Genomic DNA, 15,312 nt, shown 5'->3' on the forward strand with positions numbered 1-15,312 from the left:
GGCCGGACCGGGCCGCCGAACAGACCGAGACGGAGTTTCACATGCGCGTCCCCCCGATCCTCGCGCTGTGCCTCGCACCCCTGCTCCTGCTGCCGGCCGCTCCGGGCCGCACCGAGGAACAGCCGACGCCGCTCGGTATCGGCCTCGAAGGGTTCGCCTATCCCTTCCCGGTGCGCTTCCTCCCGCTCGGCCGCGACGGCGAGGCTCAGCGCCTCGCCTACATGGACGTGCCGCCCGCCGACAACGCCAACGGCCGCACGGTGCTGCTGCTGCACGGGCGCAACTTCCCTTCGAGCTACTGGGAGCCGGTGATCCGCGCCCTCTCGAACGCGGGCTACCGGGTGGTGGTCCCCGATCAGCTCGGCTTCGGCAAGTCCTCGAAACCGGTCGGCGCCTTCACCTTCGACCGGATGGCCGCCGACACCCTGGCGCTCGCCGACGGCCTGAAGATCCAGCGCTTCGACGTGGTGGCCCATTCCATGGGCGGCATGCTCGCGGTGCGCCTCGCCCGCAACGCCCCGCAGCGGGTCAACAGCCTCGTGCTGGAGGCGCCGATCGGGCTCGAGGATTACCGCTTCACCGTGCCGCCGGTCTCCGACGAGACGCTGATGACGCGCGAGGCGGACCTCGGCGCAGAGGCCTATCGCAAGCAGCTCGTGACGAGCTACGCGCTCTCGATTCCCGCTGCGGCGATCGAGCCGTTCGTGTCGATCCGGGAGCGGGTGAAGGGGTCGGGCGAGTATCCGCGCTGGCTCAGGTCCTTCGTGAATTCCTACCAGATGATCTGGGGCCAGCCGGTGGTCCACGAGATCCCGCTCGTCAGGGCGCCGACCCTGTTCGTCATGGGCGCCAACGACCACAACGCGCCGGGCAAGGGCTTCGCGCCGGCCGAGCTGCGCTCCGGCATGGGCGACAACACCGGCCATGCCCGGGCGCTGGCCGGCCGGATGCCGAACGGACGCGCCGAGGTGATCAACAATGTCGGCCACCTCGTCCACATGGAGGCGACCGAGATGTTCAACACCCTGACGCTGGAATTCCTCAACACGCATTGAGCGGGCGTCGCACCGTTCGGGATCGGGAGGCGGACATGGATGTCGGTTTCATCGGGCTCGGCCGCATGGGCCGGGCGATGGCGGCGCGGCTCGTCGCGGCGGGCCACCGGGTGCGGGTCTGGAACCGCTCGGCCGAAGCGGCGAAGGCGGTCGAGGGCGCCGAGCCCGTGGGCAGCGCGGCCGAGGCCTTTTCCGGGGATGCCGTGATCACCATGCTCGCCGACGATGCGGCCCTGCGCGCCGTCACCGTCGAGGGCGGCCTGCTCGATTCCGGGCAGCGCCCCGGCGTCCATGTCGGCATGTCGACGATCTCGGTGGCGCTCGCCAAGGAACTGGCGGCAATCCACGGGCGGGCCGGCGTGCCATACGTCTCCGCTCCGGTCTTCGGCCGGCCGGACGCCGCGGAAAAGGGGGCGCTCAACATCATCGCCGCGGGCGACGACGGCGCCGTGGCGAAGGTGCAGCCGCTGTTCGACGCCATGGGCAGCAAGACCTGGCGTTTCGGCGCCGAGCCCGAGCGGGCGAACGCCGTCAAGCTCGCGGGCAACTTCATGCTCGTCTCGGCCATCGAGGCCATGGGCGAGGCGGCGGCCTTCGCCGAAGGCCACGGCATTCCCGGGGCCGAGGTGCTGGAGATGCTCACCGGCACCCTGTTCGCCTCGCCGGTCTACAGGAACTACGGCGCGATGATCATGGAGGGGCGCTACGAGCCGCCGGGCTTCACCATGCGGCTCGGCCTGAAGGACGTTCGTCTCGCGCTGGCCGCCAGCGAGGCCGTCAACGTGCCGATGCCGTTCGCCAGCGTCCTGCGCGACAACCTCCTCGACGCCATCGCCCACGGCGACGGCGACAAGGACTTTGCGGGACTCGCCACGGTGGCCGCCCGGCGCAGCGGGCGCTGAGCTTAGGCCCTACCGCCTGGTGTTCGCCGCGGTCTGGCCGAACATCACCTTCTTCGCGTCCTCGCTCATCGGCTGGCCGTGGGTCGGGTTGACCTCGGCGGCGTGGGCATAAGCCGCCTTGGTGGCGGGGCGCGCGGCGATCGCCTCGAACCAGCGCTTCAGGTTCGGATGCTCGTCGAGGCGCTGGCCCTGCTTCTCCCACGGCACGATCCAGGGATAGGCCGCCATGTCGGCGATGGTGTAGTCGGCGCCGGCGACGAAGGCCCGGTCCGCGAGCCGCCGGTCGAGCACGCCGTAGAGGCGGTTCGTCTCCTTGACGTAGCGCTCGATGGCGTAGGGGATCCTCTCCGGCGCGTATTGCGAGAAATGGTGGTTCTGGCCGAGCATCGGCCCGAGCCCGCCCATCTGCCAGAACAGCCATTGCAGGGTCTCGGCCCGGCCGCGCAGGTCGGCGGGCAGGAAACGCCCGGTCTTCTCCGCGAGGTAGAGCAGGATCGCCCCCGACTCGAACAGCGAGACCGGCGCGCCGCCGTCGGCGGGCTCGTGGTCGACGATGGCCGGCATGCGGTTGTTCGGCGCGATCTTCAGGAAGGCGGGGGCGAACTGCGCGCCCTTGCCGATATCCACCGGATGGACCGTGTAGGGCAGGCCTGCCTCTTCCAGAAACAGCGTCACCTTGTGGCCGTTCGGGGTCGGCCAGTAGTGCAGATCGATCATCGCTACGCCTCATCTCCGGGCCCGCGGGGGCCGCAACCGGACAGCGGCGAGGTGGGATGGGCGGCCGGCCCGGTCAAGCCGAGCCGTTCGGTCGATTTGCGCGAGCGATCTGAACCAAGCCTTCACCCCTTCCGTGCAGAGCTGACCGTACGCGGACAGGGAGCGATCGATGGTCTCGGCAATTTCCACGGGTTCGGCGGGCTTGAGCGCCGCCCTCCAGCGCTTCGACGGAGCGGCCGCCCGCGTCGCCTCGCCCGGATCGGCCGCCGAGCCGGTCGCGGCGGTCACGGAGACCGCTTCCGCGAGTTTCGGCGTGGCCGTGAACACGGCCGTGCTGAAATCCTCGATCGAATCCGAGAAGCGCGTCCTCGACATCCTCGTTTGACGGGCGGCGCCCGGTCGGGGCTCCGAATCCGGGTTGACGGCTTTTGACCCGCGCTCGCGGCCCTGGGCGCCCGATCGTATCCCTTGCCGGCCGTGAACTGAGACGGTATCTCCCTCACAGCGTCGGGGTGTAGCGCAGTCTGGTAGCGCATCTGCTTTGGGAGCAGAGGGTCGTAGGTTCGAATCCTATCGCCCCGACCATCTCTTCCCCGGAGACGTCAGCCGTCCGATGTCGAGCGCCCGCATCTACCGTCCCGCCAAGGATCCCTCGCAGTCCGGGCTCGCCCGCACCAAGCAGTGGGTTCTGGAGTTCGACCAGACCGCCCCGCGCGAGACCGACCCGCTGATGGGCTGGACCGGCTCCTCCGACATGCTGCAGCAGGTGCGGCTCGAATTCGACACCGCCGAGGAGGCGGTCGCCTACGCCCGATCCGCCGGCATCGCCTATCGCGTCGAGGAAACACCTCCCCCGATCGCGCGCAAGGGCCTGTCCTACTCCGACAATTTCAAGTTCAACCGCACGGCGCCCTGGACGCATTGAAGGGGCTCGCCGCTGGGACGCCGACCGGATCCGGGCGGCTTCGGGTAAGCCATATCCGAACACCGAGGCCATCGGCGGCGTCGGCCGGGCGCCCCTCGATCGCCGTGCCGGTCCGACCGCCGACGATGCCCGGCGTCACCCCTTCCCCAGGCTCACCACCGGCGTCGCCTCCCGGTCGCCGACGATCATGATCAGCATGTTCTGCGCCATGCTGGCGCGGCCCTGGTCGTCGAAGGCGATGCCGGGATGGCCGTCCTCGGGCCGTTCCAGCCGGGCGATGGTGTCGCGCACGATCGCCACCGCGCCCTCCACGATCTGGCGGCGGGCGGCGATGATGGCGCCGGCCTGCTGGCGCTTGAGCATCGCGCCCGCGATCTCCGGCGCGTAGGCGAGATGGGTGAGCCGCACGTCCTCCACCACCACGCCGGACACCGCGGCCCGCGCGCCCAGTTCGGCGATCAGGTCGCCGTGGATCGCGTCGCGGTCGGCCCGGAGCGAGGCGACGCGGGCGGCCTTCTCGGCCAGCCGTCGCTTGGCGTCGCCCGCCTCCTGGCCGAGATTCTCGGCCTCCTCGTGGTCGTAGGGCCGGGTCGAGGCGATGTTGCGCAGGGCCGCCTCCGCCTGGAGCGCGACGAAGTCGCGGTAGCTGCCGACGTCGAAGGTGGCGCGCGCCGCGTCCTGCACCCGCCAGATCGCGGCCGCCGCGATGGTGATCGGGTTGCCCATCAGGTCGTTGACGGTGATGATCTTGGTCTCCTGCGCTTCCGTGGCGAGGGAAACCTTGGCGACGGCGGTGAGCGGGTTGCGCCACCAGAATCCGTCCCGGGCGATGGTGCCGTGATAGCGCCCGAACAGGGTCAGCACGGCGGCCTGCCGCGGTTTCAGGGTGATCAGCCCGGCGAGCAGCACGATGCCGGCGACGAGCGCCACCGCCGCCGCCAGCAGGAAGGCGGGGCCGACGCTGCCGCGGCCGAGCATCAGCACGCCGCCGCCGAGGAAGGCCAGGGCACCCAGGCCGAGACAGGGGATGGCGAGGCCGAGCGCCAGCCAGCCGTTGAGCGCGCGATAGGGCACGTCCTGCGTCGCCCGCGCTTCGGTTGCCGGTCCCGCCATGCCTGTCCCCGTTCAAGCCGCGCTGTCGCGAGCCTTGTGCGGGCTCGGTGGCCTGTCTTGCAAGCCCGAGGCGCGCGGGATCGACCGCCGTCCCGGTTGTGCCGGGGGAGACGGACGCGGCATATCGGAGCTTCGAGCGCTTGCATCCCGTGGAGGCCGTCGTGAGCGAACCCGCGAAAAAACTCCATCTGGGCGCCTTCATGCGCCCGGTCGGCATCCACACCGCGTGGTGGCGCTATCCCGGCGGCTTCCCGGACGCGAACTTCAACCTCGACCACCTCGTGCGCTTCATTCGGACGCTGGAGGCGGCCAAGTTCGACGCCTTCTTCATGGCCGACCATCTCGCGGTGATGAACATGCCGATGGAAGCGCTGAAGCGCTCGGCCACCGTCACCTCGTTCGACCCGCTGACGCTGCTGCCGGCGCTCGCCATGGTGACCGAGCGGATCGGACTGATCGCCACCGCCTCCACCACCTACAACGAGCCCTACCACGTCGCCCGCAAGTTCGCCTCGCTCGACCACATCTCGAAGGGCCGCGCCGGCTGGAACCTCGTGACCTCCGGCAATCCCGACGAGGCGCTGAACTTCGGCCGCGACGCCCATCTCGACCACGCCACCCGCTACGCACGGGCGCGCGAGTTCTTCGAGGTCGTGACGGGCCTGTGGGATTCCTGGGCCGACGACGCGTTCCTGCGCGATGTCGAAGCCGGGCTGTTCTTCGATCCGGACAGGCTCCGCACCCTGAACCACAAGGGCGAATTCCTGAAGGTGAAGGGGCCGCTCAACGTGGCGCGACCGGTCCAGGGCTGGCCGGCGATCGTGCAGGCGGGCGCCTCCGAGGCCGGCCGCCAGATCGCGGCCGAGACCGCCGAGATGGTGTTCGGCTCGGCCTCCTCGCTGGAGGCCGGCCAAAGGTTCTACGCCGACGTGAAGGGCCGGATGGAGACGGCCGGCCGCCCTCGCGATGCCCTCAAGATCCTGCCCGGGGCCTTCGTCGTGGTCGGCGGCACGGAAGAGGAGGCCAGGACGAAGAAGGCGCGGCTCGACGCGCTGGTGCCGGTGGAGAGCGGGCTCGCCAACCTCTCGGTCCGGCTCGGCACCGACGCTTCCGGCTTCGACCTCGATGCGCCCTTGCCCGAGATCCCGGAATCGAATGCCAGCAAGAGCGGGCAGGCCCAGATCGTCGATTATGCCCGCCGCACCGGCGCCACCGTGCGCGAACTCGCCCGCCGCGTCGGCGGCTATGGCGGGCTCACCTTCGTCGGGACGCCCGAGCAGATCGCCGACCGGATGCAGGAATGGCGGCAGGGCGAGGCGTGCGACGGCTTCAACGTCATGTTCCCCTTCGTGCCCGAGGGGCTGGACGATTTCTGCGGCGGCGTCGTCCCGGAACTGCAGCGCCGCGGCCTGTTCCGCACGGAGTACGAGGGCATCACCCTGCGCGAGCATCTCGGGCTCGCACGGCCGGACAACCGGTTCTTCGCGTGATCCGGAGCACGGTTCATCGCCCGTTCGTCAGCCCGTAGAGCCGTGAAGCCGGCGAGCGCGGCGAGCCCGGATCAGGCGGCCTCCGCTTCGCAGGCGTCGATCCGTACCGTGCCGTCGGCGGTCAGCGAACAGATCACTTCGGTGCCGTCGTCGAGGGCGAAGGCATGAAACAGGCGCCGCTCCAGTTCTTCGAGGCCCTCGCCCGGTAATTCCGCGATTTCGTCCCGCGCCCGCTCTTCGAGAACGGGAAGAGCGCCGCTTCTCTCTGCGATTTCCTGCGCGGATTGCGTGAGAATGATATCGAAAGACATTGCCGCCTCCTCGCAACGACGTGGTTACGACCTCGTCCGATCCGTCGAAGACAGGCCTCCCTTGCGACTTTTTTTGGGCAGCCTGTTCGCGGCGGCGAATTCAGAAGGCCGATCATGGGTTTGGCAGGGCCCGCAGCCTCGTTCCACCTCCCGACTTTCAGGCGGAACGGCCGGAGACGGGTGGGGGGCCGCGAGGCAGGCGGCCGATCGCATCGACCGAGACGCCGGATTCAGCGCCCTCCCCCACCGCCCCGGCTTGCGGGCGCCTGCGCTGCCCCGGCCGGACGGGGCCGAGCCGAACGGGCTGCCGTGACGCATCGGCTCAGGCGAGGCTTTCGGGAGTTTTCCGGTTCCGGCCCGCGACGGTCCCGGTCTACGCTCCTGCGCCGCATCGGCCTGCCGGAGTGTCCGAACGCTCCGCCGTTCGAGGAGTCGGTGACGGCGCAGGGAGCTTGAAAACCCCATGAATCCGATCCTCGTCGTCGCTCTGGTCTGCGCCTCCACCGTGCAGATGCCCGACTGCTCGCGGGAGACCGCTCTCGACGTCATCGTCGGTCCGGCGCACACGTTGCAGGAATGCCTGATCCAGGGGCCGGTGCTGGCCGCGAGCGCGGGCCGCGGCGCGGACGCCGACACCTACGTGAAGACCCGCTGCGAGCAGCGCAAGGAACGATAGGCGACGGCGGAGGGGGATGCGGGCCCGGTCGATCCGGCGCGCGCCGTCGAAATACGGTTGCGCGCCCGGCTCGCGGTGGTCGAGCGCCCGGCGTGGTTCGGGGTCGTGCAGGCGATGCGGGATCGGCCCGAGGCGACGCGAGGCCATGTCGAGTCCGAGCGGGCGCGCTGCCGCGAGGGTTTCGGCGGCGGCTGGGCCAAGGATTCTGGGCCAAGGATCTGACGCCGGCCGAGCGCGCGCTTCCCGGCGCGGAGGTCGATTCCGGTCTCGCCCGACTCGTCGAGGATGCCCGCGCCGAGATCGGCGGCGACGCCTGAGCGGGGGCTTCCCCCGCGCCATCCTTTCGCCTTGCGGTCATGGCGGGAAGGGTTCAGTGTCCCCGCCAAACCGGAGCCGGCCGGAGGAAATCCCGTCCGCCGGTCCCGCGAAGGAGCCGTGACTGGTGCCCATGTTCGGATACGCCGCCCGCCGGAGCGCCACCGCGCTCGCCCTGCTGCTGCTCGCTTCGACCGGCCTCGGTACGCTGCCGGCTGCGGCCGCGCAGCCGCGGGAATCCTCGCCGCTCTCCGAGTACGAGCCGGCGGAATCGCTCGAAGGCAACTTCCTCTCGGCCTACATCGCGGGCGCCTCGAAGGACACGGCCGCCGCCGCGAGCTTCTACCGCGAGGCGGTGAAGGGCGATCCGCGCAACGCCGAACTCCTGGAGCGCGCCTTCGTCTCGCTGCTCGCCGACGGCGCCATGACCGACGCCTTCCGTGCCGCCGAGCGGCTGGCCACCCGCGAAAGCTCGAACGGCCTCGCCCAGCTCGCCCTCGGCGTGCGCCAGCTCAAGGCCGGCCAGTACGGCCCCGCCCGCCAGAGCTTCAGCCGCAGCGGCCGGGGCGCCGCCGCCGACCTCACCGGGACGCTGCTGACCGCCTGGGCCTATGCCGGCGCCGGCGACGGCAAGCGCGCCTACGAGACGCTGAACCGCCTGCGCGGCGAGCGCTACTTCAACGTCTTCCGCGACTACCACGCCGGCCTGATCGCCTCCGTCATCGGCGACCGCGGCGAAGCGGAGCGCAAGCTGAAGGCGGCCTACGACGCCGACCACAACACCCTGCGCATCGTCGACGGCTACGCCCGGTTCGAGGCCGGCATCGGCCGCACCGACCTCGCCATCGACGCCTACAGCGAGTTCGAGAAGGTGATGCCGCGCCATCCCCTGGTGGTGGACGCCCTCGACAAGCTGAAGGCCGGCAAGCCGCTCTCGCCGCTGGTTTCTTCTGCCCAGGAAGGCGCGGCGGAGGTGCTCTACGGGCTCGGCTCGGCGGGCTCGACGCAGGGCGACGAACTGCCGGCGGTCGTCTACCTGCGGCTCGCGCTCTACCTCGCCCCCGAACACGCCGTCGCCCGGCTGACGCTGGCCGACACCCTCGACCGGATGAAGCAGGCCGAGCGCTCGAACGAGGCCTACGCCCAGATCCCGGCCTCCTCCCCGCTCAAGCTCAACGCCGACATCCAGATCGGCCTGAACCTCGAACAGATGGGCCGGGGCGAGGAGGCGCTGCAGCACCTCGACGCGGTGCTCAAGGCGCATCCCGACGACATCGACGTGATCTCGGCGCTCGGCAACGTGCAGCGCTCGCGGAAAAAATTCGCCGAGGCCACCGAGACCTACAGCCGCGCGATCAAGCTGATCGAGTCGGGCAAGGAAGCCAGCAACTGGACGCTGTTCTACTTCCGCGGCACCGCCTACGAGCGGGCCGGCGAGTGGCAGAAGGCCGAGGCCGACCTGAAGAAGGCGCTCACCCTGGTGCCGCCGACCCAGCCGAACGCCAAGGCGCAGGTGCTGAACTACCTCGCCTATTCCTGGGTCGACCGGAACATGAACATCGACGAGAGCTTCACCATGCTGAAGCAGGCCGTCGATCTCTCGCCTCGCGACGGCATGATCATCGACAGCCTCGGCTGGGCCTATTTCCGCCTCGGCCGCTGGGACGATGCGGTGCGCGAACTGGAGAAGGCGGTCGAGCTGAAGCCGGGCGATCCCACCATCAACGACCATCTGGGCGATGCCTACTGGCGCACCGGCCGGCGGCTCGAGGGCAAGTTCCAGTGGCAGCACGCCAAGGACCTGAACCCCGAGCCCGACGATCTCGCCAAGATCAACGCCAAGCTCAAGGACGGCCTGCCCGAGCCGGACAAGCCGACGGCGACCGCCGAGAACCCGCCCGCCCCGGCCGAGGCCGTGCCGGCCCCCGTGGCGGCGCCGCACAATCCGGACAACCCCGAACTGCCGAAGGGCGCGCCCGCCCCGAGCGAGCCGCCGGGGGCTGCGGACAAGAAGCCGAGGAACTAGGCAGGCACGGCGCGGCGTCGCCGCGCGACGGGCCGGTCGCCGGGTGTCGATTGCCGCCTGGATCAGGCAGCGCACTGGATTGCTCGGTTCCGCAACACGGCTGACGAACGGTGTCGTTCCGACCGAATGCTTTCTCCGGTGTCGTCGCGATCCCGGATTGCTTCGCCTGACGGCTCGCAATGACGGAAAAAGGAGACCTACACCGTCATTGCGAGGCGAGGCCGAAGCAATCCGGGATCGCGACGGTCGCCTGCTTCGCACGACCCTTCCGTGATCGCCGGCCGGCGCGGCGAAGCCTCCGGCGCGTCAGCCTTCGATGCGCGAGAAATCCGCCACCTCGCGGGTGGCCGCGCGCAAGGCGTTGAGGAGCAGGAGCCGGTTCTGCCGCAGGGCCGGATCGTCGGCGTTGACGGTCACCTTCTCGAAGAAGGCATCGACCGGCGCCCGCAGCCGCGAGAGCGCCCGCATCGCCCCGGCGAAATCCTCGGCGGCGACGGCGGCGGAGGCTTCCGCCCGCGCGGCGGCCAGCGCTTCGGCGAGCGCCCGCTCCTCCGGCTGGCCGGCGGCCGCGAGCGCGGCATCGGGGGCGGCGTCGTAGGCGCGCCCGTCCTTCTTCTCCTCGATGCGCAGGATGTTGGCCGCGCGCTTGTAGCCGGCGAGCAGGTTCTTGCCGTCATCCGTGCCCAGGAACTCGCCCAGCGCCTCGACGCGGCGGACGACGAGCAGGAGGTCGTCCTGGCTGGGCACTTGGCCGGGCAGGGCGAAGACGGCATCGATCAGGTCGTGGCGGGCGCCCTGGTCGCGGAGATAGCCTTTCAGGCGGTCGGCGAAAAACGAAAGGAGCTCGCGCGCAAGAGCTTCCAGAACCTCGGGCTTCACGGATCGGCGCTTGTGCGCCGAATCATGCTGGATCTCATCGTATAGCCCCAGCGTATCGGCAAGATAGTTCAGTCTTTCGGCGGCAGACCTTATGAGACCCAACAAACGGATGGGACGCTCCCGCTCCGACAAAATGCGGATCACGCCCAATGCCGCCCGCCGCAGCGCATACGGGTCCTTGCTCCCCGTCGGCTTCTCGTCGATCGCCCAGAAACCCACCAGCGTGTCGAGCTTGTCGGCCAGCGCCACGGCGATGGAGACCGGGTCGGTCGGCACGCGGTCGCTCGGGCCGACCGGCTTGTAGTGCTCCTCGATCGCCGCGGCGACGCTCTCGGGCTCGCCCTGGAGCGCGGCATACTTGCGGCCCATCAGGCCCTGGAGCTCGGGGAACTCGCCGACCATCTCGGTGACGAGGTCGGCCTTGGCGAGCCGCGCCGCGCGCTCGGCCAAAGCCGGATCGGCGCCGACCAGCGGCGCGATTTCTTTTGCGAGTGCTGCGATGCGGGCGACGCGCTCGCCCTGCGTCCCGAGCCTTTCGTGGAAGACGATCGTATCGAGTTTCGGGAGCCGGTCCTCCAACTTCGTGGCCTTGTCGGTCTCCCAGAAGAATTTCGCGTCGGAGAGGCGGGCGCGGACCACGCGCTCGTTGCCGGCGGTGATCGCCGTGCCGCCGTCCGAGGCGACGAGGTTCGAGACCAAGAGGAAGGCCGGCGCCAGTTCCTCCGAGCCGCCCTTGCGCAGCACGAAGCACTTCTGGTTGGCACGGATGGTGGCGCGGATCGCCTCCGCCGGAATTTCGAGAAACCGTTCCTCGAACGAGCCCATCAGCACCACGGGCCGCTCCACCAGCCCGGCCACCTCTTCCAGCAGGCTTTCGTCCTCCACGAGGTCGAGGCCGCGGGCGAAGGCGAGGTCCCGCGCGTCGTGCAGGATGATGTCCTTGCGCCGGTCGGCGTCGAGGATCACGTCGGCGCGTTCCAGCGCCTGCACGTAATCGTCGAAGCGGCGCACCTCGAACGTGTCCGGGCTGAGGAAGCGGTGGCCGCGGGTGGTGGTGCCGGCCGCGATCCCGTCGACCGCGAACGGCACCGTCTCCGGCGTCTCGGTCTCGGGGCCGAAGGTGGCCACGATCGATTGCAGCGGGCGCACCCAGCGCAGCGTGTTCTTACCCGGCGCGCCACCCAATGTGTCGCGGTCGAGGATGCCTTCGCCCAGAACCAGCGCCTTGCCGGCAGGTCTGTAATCGCCCCAATGCATCGATTTGGGCCAGGGAAAATTCCTGATGATGTGCGGAATGATCTCGGCCAGCACGTCCAGCGTCTCGCGGCCGGGCCGCTCGATCACCGCGAGGTAGAACGCGCCCTTCTTCGGGTCGGTCACGGTGGTGGCCTGATCGAGGCTGTCGAGTCCCGCGCCCCTCAAAAAACCCTGCACGGCGGCCTCGGGCGCGCCGACCCGGGGCCCGCGCCGCTCCTCGCGCAAAGCCTCGCCGCGGGCCGGCAGCCCGGCCACGTGCAGCGCCAGTCGCCGCGGCGTGGCGAAGGCCTTGGCGCCCTCGTAGAGGAAACCGCGCTCGACCAGCGCGTCGGTGACGAGCCGCTTCAGATCCTCGGCCGCACGCCGCTGCATGCGCGCGGGGATCTCTTCGGAGAGGAGTTCGAGCAGGAGGTCAGGCATTGCGGCCGGGTGTCTGGTTGATGATGTCGCGGATGCCGCGGGCGATGAAGTACTTCGGGTTCGCGGTGCCGACGATCGCTTCGAGAATGCCGACGCGCGCGAGCGCGTCCACGTTGAGCTGCGCGGAGCGGTACTGCACGTCCAGATGCTCCGCGACCTGGGGGATGGTGACGACCTGCCGCCGGAACAGCAGGTCGAGGAGGGCGACGAGATTGGCCGAGCGCCCCGCCTCGCGCAGGCGGGCGTGGTAGTCCGCCTGGAGCGCGAGCAGCGCGTCCGCCGTCTCGATGGTCGCTTCGCAGGCTTCGCACACGACATCAAGGAAGAATGCGATCCAGGCCCCCCACGCGCCGTCGCGCGACACGTCGTACTGCGGTCGATGTACGCGTCCTTACGCCTCTCGAAGGCCGGGCTGAGATAAGGCAGCGGCTCGCGGATCACGCCGCGCATGGAGAGGTGGAGCGTGATGAGCATGTGCCCGACGTGCCCGTTGCCGTCGGAGAAGGGGTGGATCGTCTCGAACTGGTCGTGGATCAGGGCCGCATCCACGATATCGGGGATGGGCCCGCGGTCCTCGCGCTGGATGAGGTCAGGGCCTCCCGCACCTTGAAGCGGACGAATCAGCAGGTAGGGATCGGGCAGCGTCCGGCCGATCCCGTTCAGTTCGCCGAGCCGTTGCGAGGCCCGCGCCATCGGCACGGCCAGGACCGCGAGATCGAAGTCGGGCGGGAAGCCGTGGGGCACGAAGGCCCACTGCCCCCGGTCGGTGGCGACGAGGCGACCGCTGGGGGATGTCTCGAAGTCGGCCCGTTTCATGAAGTGCAATCGGTGCGGTCCGGATGATCACAAACACCCTGTTTGTGATCATCAACGCGGCGTGGATTGTCGGCCATGACAATCCGAGGGCTGCAACCTGTCAGAGCCTGTTTGACTGCGGTGATCCCATCTCGCCCCTCATCCTGAGGTGCCGCGTGAGCGGCCTCGAAGGGTGCTCCAGATCCCGCGCGATTCCTGGAACACCCTTCGAGGCCTCCGCTGCGCTCCGGCACCTCAGGATGAGGGTTCAGGATGGGAGCAGGGCTTTCCTCTCGCCTTGCCGTTGCCTGACGAAGACACGTTGGTCGGTCAAACAGGCTCTCATACGCCATCCGGTCGGTGACCTCGGCCTCTCCACCGTCCTTGCGAGGCGAAGCCGTGGCGATCCAGGGCGCGCCCTTTCCGGACCTGTGGCGCCCTGGATTGCTTCGCGACCGCTCGCGATGACGGCGTGGGGGGAAACCCGAAGCGATCAATCGGAAACGGTATCACCCGATCCGTCCACCCCCTTTCCGCGTCACCGCCACCACGGACGGCCGGGGCGGCAGGTCGGGCGAGAAATCCGGCCAGCGGGTCGAGGGGTTTTCGTAGGAGCCCAGCGCCCCTTCCTCGTCGGGCTCGCCGGGATGCTGGACGGCAACGAAGAAGGTCTCGTCGTTCGGCGTGAAGCAGGGGCCGCACATCTCGGCGCCCACCGGCACCCGCAGGAAGTGGCGCGCGGTGCCCCGGCGCGGCCCTTCCGTCTCCACCGCCCAGATGCCGTCGGCGCGGCCGGTGGCGCGGCGGTTGTTGCCGTCGGTGGCGATCCAGAGGCGGCCGCGCCCGTCGACGGTGCAGTTGTCGGGCATGCCGAACCAGCCGTTCGCGGTGGTGAGCGCGGAAAAGCTCGCCCGCACCTCGGGCTTGGCCGGATCGCCGCAGCGCACCAGCACCTCCCAGCGGAAGGTCTCGGCGCCGTGGTCGGTGCCGTCGGGGGCGATCTCGATGACGTGGCCGAAGGCGTTGGGCCCGCGCGGGTTGGCCGGGTCGGTCTGGTCGGCCGCGCGCTTCACGTTGTTGGTCAGCATCACGTAGACGCGGCCGGTGCGCGGGTTGGCCTCGATGTCCTCGGGCCGGTCCATCGGCGTGGCGCCGAGCCGCTTGGCGGCGCGGCGGGTCTCGATCAGCACGTCGGCCTGGGAAGCGAAGCCGTCGCCCGCGTCGAGCCCGCCGCGGCCGTGGACCAGCGGCAGCCAGAGGCCGGTGCCGTCGGGCTCGAAGCGGGCGACGCTGAGCGTGCCGGCATCGAGCAGGCCGGCGTTCGCCCCGCGCTCGGGCTGCACCCTGTCTCGGCTCACGAAGCGGTAGACGTGCTGGAAGCGCTCGTCGTCGCCGAGATAGACGGCGTAGCGGCCGTCGCGCGTCCGCGTGCCCGCCGCGCCCTCGTGCTTGAACCGGCCGAGCGCCGTGCGCTTCTTCGGGGTCGAGGCGGGATCGAACGGATCGATCTCGACCACCCAGCCGAAGCGGTTCGGCTCGTTCGGCGTCTGCGCGAGATCGAAGCGCGGGTGGAAGCGGCTCCAGACGTATTGCTGGCTGCCCATGCCCATCGCCCTGGCGTTGCCGGCCTCGCCATGCCCTTCGGGAAGAACCCCGGAAAAATAGTAGTTGATGTTCTCCTCGCCCGAGAGCCACGTGCCCCAGGGCGTGACGCCGCCCGAGCAGTTGTTGATCATGCCGAGCACGCGCCGGCCGCTCGGATCGGCCTCCGTCACGAGGCGCGGATGGCCGGCGGCGGGGCCGGTGAGGTCGATGGGCGTCTGCGCCGTGATGCGCCGCGTGTAGGGCGAGCCGATCACCGGGCGCCAGCCCTCGGCCTCCCGCACGATCTCGACCACCGAGCCGCCATGGGCCGCCATCTCCACCGCGACCTGATCGGGGCTCAGCGAGAGGACCACGCTCCTGCGGTCGGCGCCGGAGAGGCCCGGAAACATCAGTTCCGGGTTGGTGTACTCGTGGTTGACCACGAGCAGGCCGCGCCGGCCGGCATCGTCGAGCGGGATGAAGCCGACGAAGTCGTTGTTGTAGCCGAACTGGCGCTCCTGGGCGCGCGCGGACTGCCGGCGAGGGTCGAAGGCGGGCGCGTCGGGAAACAGCGGGTCACCCCAGCGCAGCAGGGGCTGCGCCGCGTAGCCCTCGGCCACGTGCAGGTGCTCGTCGACGCCGGCCGACAGTTCGGGGAAGTCGAAGGCCGGTGTCTCCGCGGCCGAGGCGGGGGACGGGACGAGCTGCGGTCCGACCCCGGTGGCCAAAGCCGCGGCGAGCGAGCCGCGCATCAGGTCGCGCCGGGAGAAGCGGCGCTCGATCACCGCGTCGAGGCTCGGCGCGTGGGGGGTGTCGGACATGCTGCGCGTCTCCCGTCTTGCAATCG

At 70.1% G+C, this 15,312-nt stretch carries 14 protein-coding genes, 1 tRNA gene and 1 pseudogene; 10 read left to right on the forward strand and 6 right to left on the reverse strand.

The genetic code is table 11. The features are described from left to right. Positions 1 to 41 precede the first annotated feature (41 nt). Complete coding sequence (locus PGN25_03660; GenBank protein ID MEH3116711.1) at positions 42 to 1,055, forward strand: alpha/beta hydrolase; 1,014 nt, start codon at positions 42 to 44, stop codon at positions 1,053 to 1,055. 35 nt (positions 1,056 to 1,090) lie between these two features. Continuing rightward, entirely contained in the window at positions 1,091 to 1,957 is an 867-nt protein-coding gene (locus PGN25_03665; protein ID MEH3116712.1) for an NAD(P)-dependent oxidoreductase, read from the forward strand. Positions 1,958 to 1,966: 9 nt separating this feature from the next. On the opposite strand, the gene PGN25_03670 is transcribed toward PGN25_03665, so the two are convergent. Continuing rightward, positions 1,967 to 2,674: a glutathione S-transferase N-terminal domain-containing protein gene (locus tag PGN25_03670; protein ID MEH3116713.1), complete on the reverse strand. Its 708-nt coding sequence runs from the start codon at positions 2,672 to 2,674 to the stop codon at positions 1,967 to 1,969. 169 nt (positions 2,675 to 2,843) lie between these two features. Between PGN25_03670 and PGN25_03675 the strand changes: the two genes are divergently transcribed. The 3 genes from PGN25_03675 to PGN25_03685 all read left to right on the forward strand — a co-directional run bounded on the left by PGN25_03675 (position 2,844) and on the right by PGN25_03685 (position 3,599). Continuing rightward, complete coding sequence (locus tag PGN25_03675; GenBank protein ID MEH3116714.1) at positions 2,844 to 3,059, forward strand: hypothetical protein; 216 nt, start codon at positions 2,844 to 2,846, stop codon at positions 3,057 to 3,059. 123 nt (positions 3,060 to 3,182) lie between these two features. Continuing rightward, a tRNA-Pro gene (locus tag PGN25_03680) sits at positions 3,183 to 3,259 on the forward strand. A 28-nt stretch (positions 3,260 to 3,287) separates the two neighbouring features. Continuing rightward, entirely contained in the window at positions 3,288 to 3,599 is a 312-nt protein-coding gene (locus tag PGN25_03685; GenBank protein MEH3116715.1) for an ETC complex I subunit, read from the forward strand. Positions 3,600 to 3,734: 135 nt separating this feature from the next. Here PGN25_03685 and PGN25_03690 read toward each other — a convergent pair whose 3' ends face one another. Beyond that, the gene (locus tag PGN25_03690) at positions 3,735 to 4,712 is read right to left on the reverse strand and encodes an SPFH domain-containing protein (protein MEH3116716.1); all 978 of its coding nucleotides are present in this window, start codon (positions 4,710 to 4,712) and stop codon (positions 3,735 to 3,737) included. A gap of 161 nt (positions 4,713 to 4,873) precedes the next feature. Here PGN25_03690 and PGN25_03695 point away from each other — a divergent pair, with 161 nt between their 5' ends. Continuing rightward, a complete protein-coding gene (locus PGN25_03695) occupies positions 4,874 to 6,202 on the forward strand; it encodes an LLM class flavin-dependent oxidoreductase (GenBank protein ID MEH3116717.1) in 1,329 nt (442 codons plus the stop codon). 71 nt (positions 6,203 to 6,273) lie between these two features. On the opposite strand, the gene PGN25_03700 is transcribed toward PGN25_03695, so the two are convergent. Next, positions 6,274 to 6,513 (reverse strand): hypothetical protein, encoded by a 240-nt coding sequence (locus tag PGN25_03700; protein ID MEH3116718.1) that lies wholly within the window; start codon positions 6,511 to 6,513, stop codon positions 6,274 to 6,276. Between the two features lie 463 nt (positions 6,514 to 6,976). Here PGN25_03700 and PGN25_03705 point away from each other — a divergent pair, with 463 nt between their 5' ends. The 3 genes and pseudogenes from PGN25_03705 to PGN25_03715 all read left to right on the forward strand — a co-directional run bounded on the left by PGN25_03705 (position 6,977) and on the right by PGN25_03715 (position 9,530). Next, the gene (locus PGN25_03705) at positions 6,977 to 7,189 is read left to right on the forward strand and encodes a hypothetical protein (protein ID MEH3116719.1); all 213 of its coding nucleotides are present in this window, start codon (positions 6,977 to 6,979) and stop codon (positions 7,187 to 7,189) included. A gap of 51 nt (positions 7,190 to 7,240) precedes the next feature. Continuing rightward, positions 7,241 to 7,506 (forward strand): annotated as a pseudogene (locus tag PGN25_03710) (hypothetical protein). Positions 7,507 to 7,637: 131 nt separating this feature from the next. Continuing rightward, positions 7,638 to 9,530: a tetratricopeptide repeat protein gene (locus tag PGN25_03715; GenBank protein MEH3116720.1), complete on the forward strand. Its 1,893-nt coding sequence runs from the start codon at positions 7,638 to 7,640 to the stop codon at positions 9,528 to 9,530. A gap of 306 nt (positions 9,531 to 9,836) precedes the next feature. Here the strand turns inward: PGN25_03715 and glyS are convergent, their stop codons facing one another. Then, positions 9,837 to 12,086: a glycine--tRNA ligase subunit beta gene (gene glyS / locus PGN25_03720; protein ID MEH3116721.1), complete on the reverse strand. Its 2,250-nt coding sequence runs from the start codon at positions 12,084 to 12,086 to the stop codon at positions 9,837 to 9,839. Beyond that, the gene (locus PGN25_03725) at positions 12,079 to 12,399 is read right to left on the reverse strand and encodes a hypothetical protein (protein ID MEH3116722.1); all 321 of its coding nucleotides are present in this window, start codon (positions 12,397 to 12,399) and stop codon (positions 12,079 to 12,081) included. The genes glyS and PGN25_03725 overlap by 8 nt, the downstream gene beginning before the upstream one ends. A 161-nt stretch (positions 12,400 to 12,560) precedes the next feature. Here PGN25_03725 and PGN25_03730 point away from each other — a divergent pair, with 161 nt between their 5' ends. Beyond that, positions 12,561 to 12,929, forward strand: coding sequence for a hypothetical protein (locus PGN25_03730; protein ID MEH3116723.1), 369 nt, complete (start codon positions 12,561 to 12,563; stop codon positions 12,927 to 12,929). A gap of 461 nt (positions 12,930 to 13,390) precedes the next feature. On the opposite strand, the gene PGN25_03735 is transcribed toward PGN25_03730, so the two are convergent. Next, positions 13,391 to 15,286, reverse strand: coding sequence for a PhoX family phosphatase (locus PGN25_03735; protein ID MEH3116724.1), 1,896 nt, complete (start codon positions 15,284 to 15,286; stop codon positions 13,391 to 13,393). Between the last annotated feature and the right edge of the window lie 26 nt (positions 15,287 to 15,312).

The sequence above is a fragment of the Methylorubrum populi genome, from assembly GCA_036946625.1.
GTDB lineage: Bacteria > Pseudomonadota > Alphaproteobacteria > Rhizobiales > Beijerinckiaceae > Methylobacterium > Methylobacterium populi_C.